This is a genomic window from Gordonibacter pamelaeae 7-10-1-b (assembly GCF_000210055.1).
GTDB classification, from domain to species: Bacteria; Actinomycetota; Coriobacteriia; order Coriobacteriales; family Eggerthellaceae; genus Gordonibacter; species Gordonibacter pamelaeae.
In genome coordinates this window covers 1,795,979-1,802,506 of record NC_021021.1, presented here as the reverse complement: position 1 = coordinate 1,802,506, position 6,528 = coordinate 1,795,979, and the positions used below count along the sequence as shown (strand labels likewise).

Sequence of the window (6,528 nt, the reverse complement as noted above, 5' to 3'; positions counted from 1 at the left end):
CGCGGCGCGAAGACCGGCCCCTCCGCGGCCATCGCGGCGACGAACTCGCGCTCGATGGCGGCGTACTCCTCAAGCCATGCGGCCAACGTGGGACGGGCGGAAACCATATCGTCCATGAGCTCCCCCTCCAAGGAACGAGCCGTGTATCCGACAGGCGGATGCGGCCGCCACCAGCCGCATCCGCCTGTCGGAGCCCGCCTCGGGGCGGGCTCCTGTTCGCTGCCTGCGGAGCGAACCTAGTGCGACTTCTCCGTCGGCTTGAGCGGCAGGTACTTCAACCCCACCAGCAGCAGGAGCGCGCCCAGGCCGATAACACCCAGCGTCACGCCGAACTCGAGCGGGGTCGGGAAGTACACCATGCCCTGATAGGCCGCGGTCATGCCGGATTCCCAACCCGTCACCGTGTACGGCGACACGGGACCGGCATAGTCAAGATTCGGCAGCTGGAAGCCGCCCACCAGCAGCTGCACGCGCTTGCAGAAGATGCCGACGATGGCCAGGAGGCCGGCGGCCACGATGAGCGGGTTGGTACGCAGCTTAGGCGTGAAGCACACGATGGCAGTCAGCGCACAGCCCACGACCTCGATCCAGAAGAACGGGGCGAGCGGACCGGTCGTCAGCATGGACACAACCTCCACGCCATGCCCGCCGGGGAAGCCCTCGGTCAAAAGATCGCAGGCGAAGAAATACAGGTCGACGCACACGAACACGCCCAAAAGCTTGGCCATCTTCACGACGAAGGACTGGTCGAGCTCAAGGTAGCCCGCCTTGCGCAGAGCGATGACCACCACGAGCCGAGGGCCACGCCGCACACGAGCGCCGACGACACGAACCAGGGGCCCAAGAGCGCGGTGTGCCACATCTCGCGGCCCTGCTGCAGACCGAAGATCCACGCGGTCACGGAATGGACCAGGATGGCGCAGACGAGCGCGATGGCGCTGATCACGCGCAGGGACGTGGCCGAGCCCTTGCCGCCCTCGAAACGCAGCGTGGCCCACAGGTACACGATGGACAAGATGAGATACGTGCCCAGCACGATGATGTCCCACATCAAGGGAGAGCCCAGGTTCGAGTACGCGAACAGTTCCCACAGGCGAAGCGGCTGGCCCAGGTCGACCACCACGAACCCGATGGCGAGCACCGTGCAGCAGATGGATGTCCAGACGGCGATCTTCGAGATGCCGCCGAAGCCCTCCACCCCGAACACGCGCGGCGCGCTCGAGATGATGAGGCCGCCAGCGGAAAGGCCCACGAGGAACATGAACATGGTGATGTAGAGCCCCCAGGAATCAAGGTTGCGCATGCCGGTCTGGACCATGCCGCCGGACAGCTGCATGACCCACAGGGCCAGGCCCATGATGGTCAGCAGGGCCGCGACCACGATACCGATATTGATGCCTTTGCCCCCAAACTTGGCGGCGGGAGCCTTGGGCGACTTCGTCGCCGAGGTGTTCTCAGTCATGATTCTCCTTTCGCCTTATACGAGATAGTAGACGGAGGGCTTGGTTCCCTCGCTCGGCAGCAGCTGCTCGTACGAGCGTTCCTTGAGGAGCTTCGACACCTCGGAGTCCGGGTCGTCCAAGTCCCCGAAGTGGCGAGCGCGGGCAGGGCACAAGTCCATGCACGCGGGGGTTTCACCGCGTGCAAGCCGCTGATAGCAGAAGATGCACTTCTCCACTACGTGCTTTTGGTGCTTGGGAGCATCCGCGTCGCCGAGGGCGAAGTCCATGGGGTAGCGTGGCTCTTCCCAGTTGAACGAGCGCACGCCCGTATAGGGGCAGGCCGACATGCACATGCGGCAGCCGATGCACTTGTCGTAGTCCTGGCGCACGACACCCGTTTCCGGGTCCTTGTAGGTGGCGCCCACCGGGCACACTTTCGCGCAAGCGGGGTTTTCGCAGTGCTGGCAGGAGACCGTGATGTAGCGCAGGGAGACATCGGGGAACTCGCCCGCCGGCGTGTCCATCATCTCACCGCCGTCGGTAAGCGCGCGCGTCCAGAATATATCCTGGGGCACGTTGTTCGCCATCTTGCACGCCACCGTGCACGCGTTGCAGCCAACGCAGCGCTTGGTGTCAATAACCATTCCGTAATGCATGCTTGCACCCCCTTAGTACTTCTCGACTTCGCACAGGAAGTCGTAGAATGCGCTGTTCGAGCAGAAATCGTTCATGAACACGTTCGTGAGGTCCTGCGTATGGCCCTCGACGTACTGGGCAGCCTGGAAGCCATGCGGGATCGAAACCACGCCGGGCATGATACCCTCGGTTACCAGCGCCTTCACGACCGCATAGCCATGGTCGTTATACGCGCGCACCAGATCGCCCTGTTCGATGCCGCGGGCAGCCGCGTCGGCTGCGTTGATCTTGATCATGGGCTCGGGCTCGAGCTCGCGGATAACCGGCGTCACGGCGAGCTGGGAGTGCACATGGTACTTGTTGTGCTCGCTGCAGCCCAGGAGCGGGTACTTTTCGCGCAGCGGATTGTCCAGATACGCCTCGTTCGCATGCTCGTAATAGGGAAGCTTCTCGAAATCGGCGATCTCCTGGCCGAAGCTGTTGCGAGGGGTCGGCTTCTCGATGTAGTACTTCAAGCGCGTACCCTCGGAGGGGCCGTACGTCGGAACGAGGTTCTCCGGCTTGGTCATCGGGTTGCGCACGAACTCACCCGTGGCGAAGTCATCGTAGCTGACGCCGGCCTTCTTGTTGGTCTCCGTGTTGTACACATCGCGCAGGAAGTCCTGGTCGCTCTTCGCATAGATCTTGCCCATTCCCATCTTCTCGGACAGGAGGCGCATGATCTCGACGTCGGTCTTGCACTCGTACAGAGGCTCGAGGCCCTTCTCGTAATAGGCAGGGAACGGCGTGGAGCCAACCGGATCGATATCCTCCATCTCGAAGGCATGCGGCACGGGGAGCACGATATCGGCCCACTGTGCCGAGTCGTTCATGTTCACGTCAGCACACACTACGAGATCAATCTTCTTCACGGCCTCGATGAGGTCCAGACGCCCGGACTCGCAGGAGAGCACGTTTCCGTTATGGATCCACAGCACCTGCAAGTCGATGTCGTCTTTGCCGAACTTCTTGTTCGCCACAATCTCGGGAAGGTACATGCCGCAGATGCGCGGCCCGGGCATGCCGGCCATGAACGCCTTCGTGTTATAAGGGATCATGCTGAACGGGGCGGGATTGCCGCAGATGGCTGCTCCCGGCTTGCCGGCATTGCCGGTCAAGGCCGCCAGGAACGCAAGGTTCTTGTAATTGTGGTGCGAGTTCGCGTGGTGGCCCAGGCCTTGGAACGTCATGACGTAGACAGGGCCCTCCGTGGCGTAGATGCGCGCAAGCTCCTCGATCGTGCTCTCGGGAACGCCGCAAATGCCCGAAGCCTTGGCGACGGTGTAATCCTTGATGTGGTCCTTAACCGTTTGGTACACGGTCCGGTAAGTCGTACCGTCGATCTCGAACGAGCCCTCGATGGCGGGGTCGACGGCCTTCGGAAGCGGCGCCTTGTCGCCCGCGGCCTCGTCCCATACCATAACCGGATCGATCATGGTCGGCTGACCGGTCTGCGGATTTACCGGGCCTTCCGTAGGGGCAACGCCGAAGTCGCTCAAGCGCAGGTAGGTGCCATCTTCCTTCACCAGGAAAGGAGACACCGTGCTGCTTTTCATATACGCCACGTCCACCAGGTCGTTCTCGATGATGTAGTTGGCCATGGCCAGCATCATAGCGCCATCGGTGCCGGGGGTGATGGCCACGTAGGTGTCGGAATGCGCGGCGGAAGCCGTGAACTGCGGATCGATGGTGATGAGCTTCGCGCCCTTCTCGCGCGCCTGGCACACGTACTGCCACGCGTGCACGTATGCCTCGGCCGGATTGCCGCCCCAGGTGATGATGGTCTTGGCGTTGACCGCATCGGCGAAGTCGTTTCCCTTGTTGCCCAGCAGCGTGGATTGCACGTGCTGCTGTGCCGTATCGGCGCCTGCACCGAAGATGACTGCGCCCGTAGCCGTGCAGAACCGGCCGTAGGCGATCGACATGAAGCCGCCCATAGCGCCGTTCAGGGATCCGTACGAGCCGTACGAGGACCAGAAGCCCAGCGACGTGCCGCCGTGCTCGGCCAGGGCCGTCTTCATCTTTCCGGCAATGATCTCGAGCGCCTCGTCCCATTCGATGCGCTCCCACTCGCCTGCGCCTCGTTCGCCGACGCGCTTCAAGGGGTACTTCAAACGGTCGGCATCGTAGACGCGCTGCGGCTGGCTGAAGCCCTTCACGCACAGGCGGCGGCGATGAGCGTCCTCGCCCGGATATTCCATAGCCGTGACCTTCACCGCACGGCCCTCGCGCACAGTCACCTTCAGCGGACAACGGCTGCCGCAGTTGCCGCGACACTGGCTTCTGAACGTGCTCTCGGCCTGGGCTGCCTCGTCCGCTGCCGCCTCGCCCGCCTCGGCAAGGCCGACCAGAGTCGCGCCCGAGCCCACCGCTGCGGTTGCTGCTGCAACGGCGCCGGTCGTCTTCAGGAAGCTCCTGCGCGTGAGTCCGCCGTGCGGGCTCTTCGTTTCCGACATGTCTCCTCCTCCATTCTTGATGCAGAATGCCTAGGGGCGCATCGGACGAAGGCGAGCGTTCTGCGAACGGCAGTCCCCTTCGGTCACATGGCGGGCGCAGGCGCGCCCGGTGCGTTTTCCGAGATGTCCCCCTCATATCAGAAATCGGCCGATTCCCTCTGTGTCATAGTCTGCCATACGTCACTATGATTATCAACAAGGAAGTATGACAGACTATGACAATATATTATTCTATTTATAGAATAATATTAGCTGAACAGGGATTTTACACCATGATATGATCAGTCATGATATCGGGGGGCATATGACAGCGAACGATTATCTACGCTTGATGGCCATCCCTGGCTGCCTTCTCGGCCCCGCCCTCCACGAATCCCTCGCTGAAGGCGCTCGGCACCACGAGCGTGCCGCCGGACTTCTCCACGCTCTCGTAGGCCAGGTGCATGGTGCGCAGCTTCATGGCGTCGGCGTCGCCGGCGTACACCTCGGATGCATCCATGAGCATCTCGGAGATGTCCTTCTCGGCCTCGGCCAGCACCATGCGGGCGTTCTTCTTGCGCTCGGCCACGGCTTCCTGCGCCATGGCCTCCTGCAGCTCCTTCGGCAGCACGATGTCGCGGATCTCCACGTCGATGATGGTGATGCCCCACGGGTTGAGCTTCTCCTCGATGGCCTCTTTCAGCTCCTCGTCCAGCTGGTCGCGGCGCGTGGCCACCTCCGCCACCGTGGCCCGGCCGATGGCCTTGCGCATGGCCGTCTGCGCGATCCACGACACGGCCGACGCATAGTCCTCCACCTCCACGGCAGCGCTCTTCGCGCTCCACACCATCCAGAACACGACGGCGTCCACGTTGATGGGCACAAGGTCGCTCGTGAGCGTCTCCTCGGCACCGAAGTACGTGGCCGACACGCGCTGGTCCACCCGCAGCGTGTAGAACTCCACGATGGGCCAGGTGAACACGATGCCCGGCCCCGCCACGCGGTTGAACTTGCCCAGGCGCAGCACCACGGCCTTCTCCCACTCCAGCACGATGTGCACGGATGACGAGGCCAGCCATCCCACGATGGCCGCCGCCACGAGCGCACCCAGGCCGATGCCGCCGAGCAGGACCTGTGTCGCGGCCAGCACCAGACCGAACGCGACGGCGAACACCACGATGGCGAACACGACGGCGCCGTTGCGCGAGGCGCGGCGCTTTCCCGTGTCGATGTGCCCGGCCGTGGAGAACTGCGTGCCCGTCGCCATCGACGGCGCGCTGGCCGCCGCTCCCTGCGCCCCGCCGTGCGACGCGCTTGCGCGCTTGCTGCGTCCCATGCTTGCTCCCTTTCCGTTCTCAGGCCCGCGCGCCAACGGCCGCGTCCCGCTTGCTCTTCTCGTCGCTCATGCTCTGCGCGAACTGCTCTTCGATATCCTCCAGCGACATGCCCAGCTCGAAGCAGCGCTTGAGGTACTCCTGCGTCACGATCTCGGCCGTGGTGGATATGCTCACGCCCGGCTTGCCGCTCACGTCCAGCACGAACGCGCCCTGGCGGCGCTTCGACTGGATGTAGCCGTCCTGCTCCAGGCTCATGTACACCTTGCTCACGGTGTTGTAGTTCACCTCGACGTCGGCGGCCAGGCCCCGCACCGTGGGCAGCTGGTCGCCCGGCTTGTAGTACCCCGAGGTGATGAGGTAGATGAACCGGTTCTTCAGCTGCAGCCAGATGGGGATGCTGCTCTTCTCGTTGATCTCGAACAGGGCCACGTCGTCCGCCATTTCTATTCCAATCTAAGCGCCTGCGCGCTCGGCTCTTCAAGCTCCAGGTCGCGGTGCATGCCCGCATCCACGATGGCACTGCGCATGCTGAACCCGCCCACCAGCACGAGCGCCGCCGCCACGGCCAGGGCCGTCCGCAGGGCCGGCGGCAAGGCCCGCGCCTGCGACCGTTCGCGAACGGCGAATGCCAGCTCAACG

Annotated in this window: 6 protein-coding genes and 1 pseudogene; all 7 read right to left on the bottom strand. The window is 63.5% G+C overall.

From position 1 onward, the window contains the following. Nucleotides 1–236 precede the first annotated feature (236 nt). Complete coding sequence (gene nrfD / locus GPA_RS20110) at nucleotides 237–791, bottom strand: NrfD/PsrC family molybdoenzyme membrane anchor subunit (RefSeq protein ID WP_231847610.1); 555 nt, start codon at nucleotides 789–791, stop codon at nucleotides 237–239. Then, a complete protein-coding gene (gene nrfD, locus GPA_RS20105) occupies nucleotides 731–1,462 on the bottom strand; it encodes an NrfD/PsrC family molybdoenzyme membrane anchor subunit (RefSeq protein WP_015539594.1) in 732 nt (243 codons plus the stop codon). Before nrfD (GPA_RS20105) ends, nrfD (GPA_RS20110) begins: the two co-directional genes overlap by 61 nt. 15 nt (nucleotides 1,463–1,477) lie before the next feature. Further along, a complete protein-coding gene (locus GPA_RS08355; protein ID WP_041239333.1) occupies nucleotides 1,478–2,098 on the bottom strand; it encodes a 4Fe-4S dicluster domain-containing protein in 621 nt (206 codons plus the stop codon). A 12-nt stretch (nucleotides 2,099–2,110) separates the two neighbouring features. Beyond that, nucleotides 2,111–4,573, bottom strand: a complete 2,463-nt coding sequence (locus GPA_RS08350; RefSeq protein WP_015539592.1) for a molybdopterin-containing oxidoreductase family protein — start codon at nucleotides 4,571–4,573, stop codon at nucleotides 2,111–2,113. A gap of 322 nt (nucleotides 4,574–4,895) precedes the next feature. Further along, a complete protein-coding gene (locus tag GPA_RS08345; protein WP_390213102.1) occupies nucleotides 4,896–5,819 on the bottom strand; it encodes a slipin family protein in 924 nt (307 codons plus the stop codon). An 88-nt stretch (nucleotides 5,820–5,907) separates the two neighbouring features. After that, the gene (locus GPA_RS08340; RefSeq protein ID WP_015539591.1) at nucleotides 5,908–6,330 is read right to left on the bottom strand and encodes a GntR family transcriptional regulator; all 423 of its coding nucleotides are present in this window, start codon (nucleotides 6,328–6,330) and stop codon (nucleotides 5,908–5,910) included. A 2-nt stretch (nucleotides 6,331–6,332) separates the two neighbouring features. Next, a pseudogene (locus tag GPA_RS19065) lies at nucleotides 6,333–6,528 on the bottom strand (hypothetical protein); the annotation flags it as partial.

What these genes read in the sequence shown, in the direction of transcription:
- nrfD (WP_015539594.1), bottom strand. Translation starts at nt 1,462, where the DNA reads ATGACTGAGAACACCTCGGCGACGAAGTCGCCCAAGGCTCCCGCCGCC.
- GPA_RS08355 (WP_041239333.1), bottom strand. Translation starts at nt 2,098, where the DNA reads ATGCATTACGGAATGGTTATTGACACCAAGCGCTGCGTTGGCTGCAAC.
- GPA_RS08350 (WP_015539592.1), bottom strand. Translation starts at nt 4,573, where the DNA reads ATGTCGGAAACGAAGAGCCCGCACGGCGGACTCACGCGCAGGAGCTTC.
- GPA_RS08345 (WP_390213102.1), bottom strand. Translation starts at nt 5,819, where the DNA reads ATGGCGACGGGCACGCAGTTCTCCACGGCCGGGCACATCGACACGGGA.
- GPA_RS08340 (WP_015539591.1), bottom strand. Translation starts at nt 6,330, where the DNA reads ATGGCGGACGACGTGGCCCTGTTCGAGATCAACGAGAAGAGCAGCATC.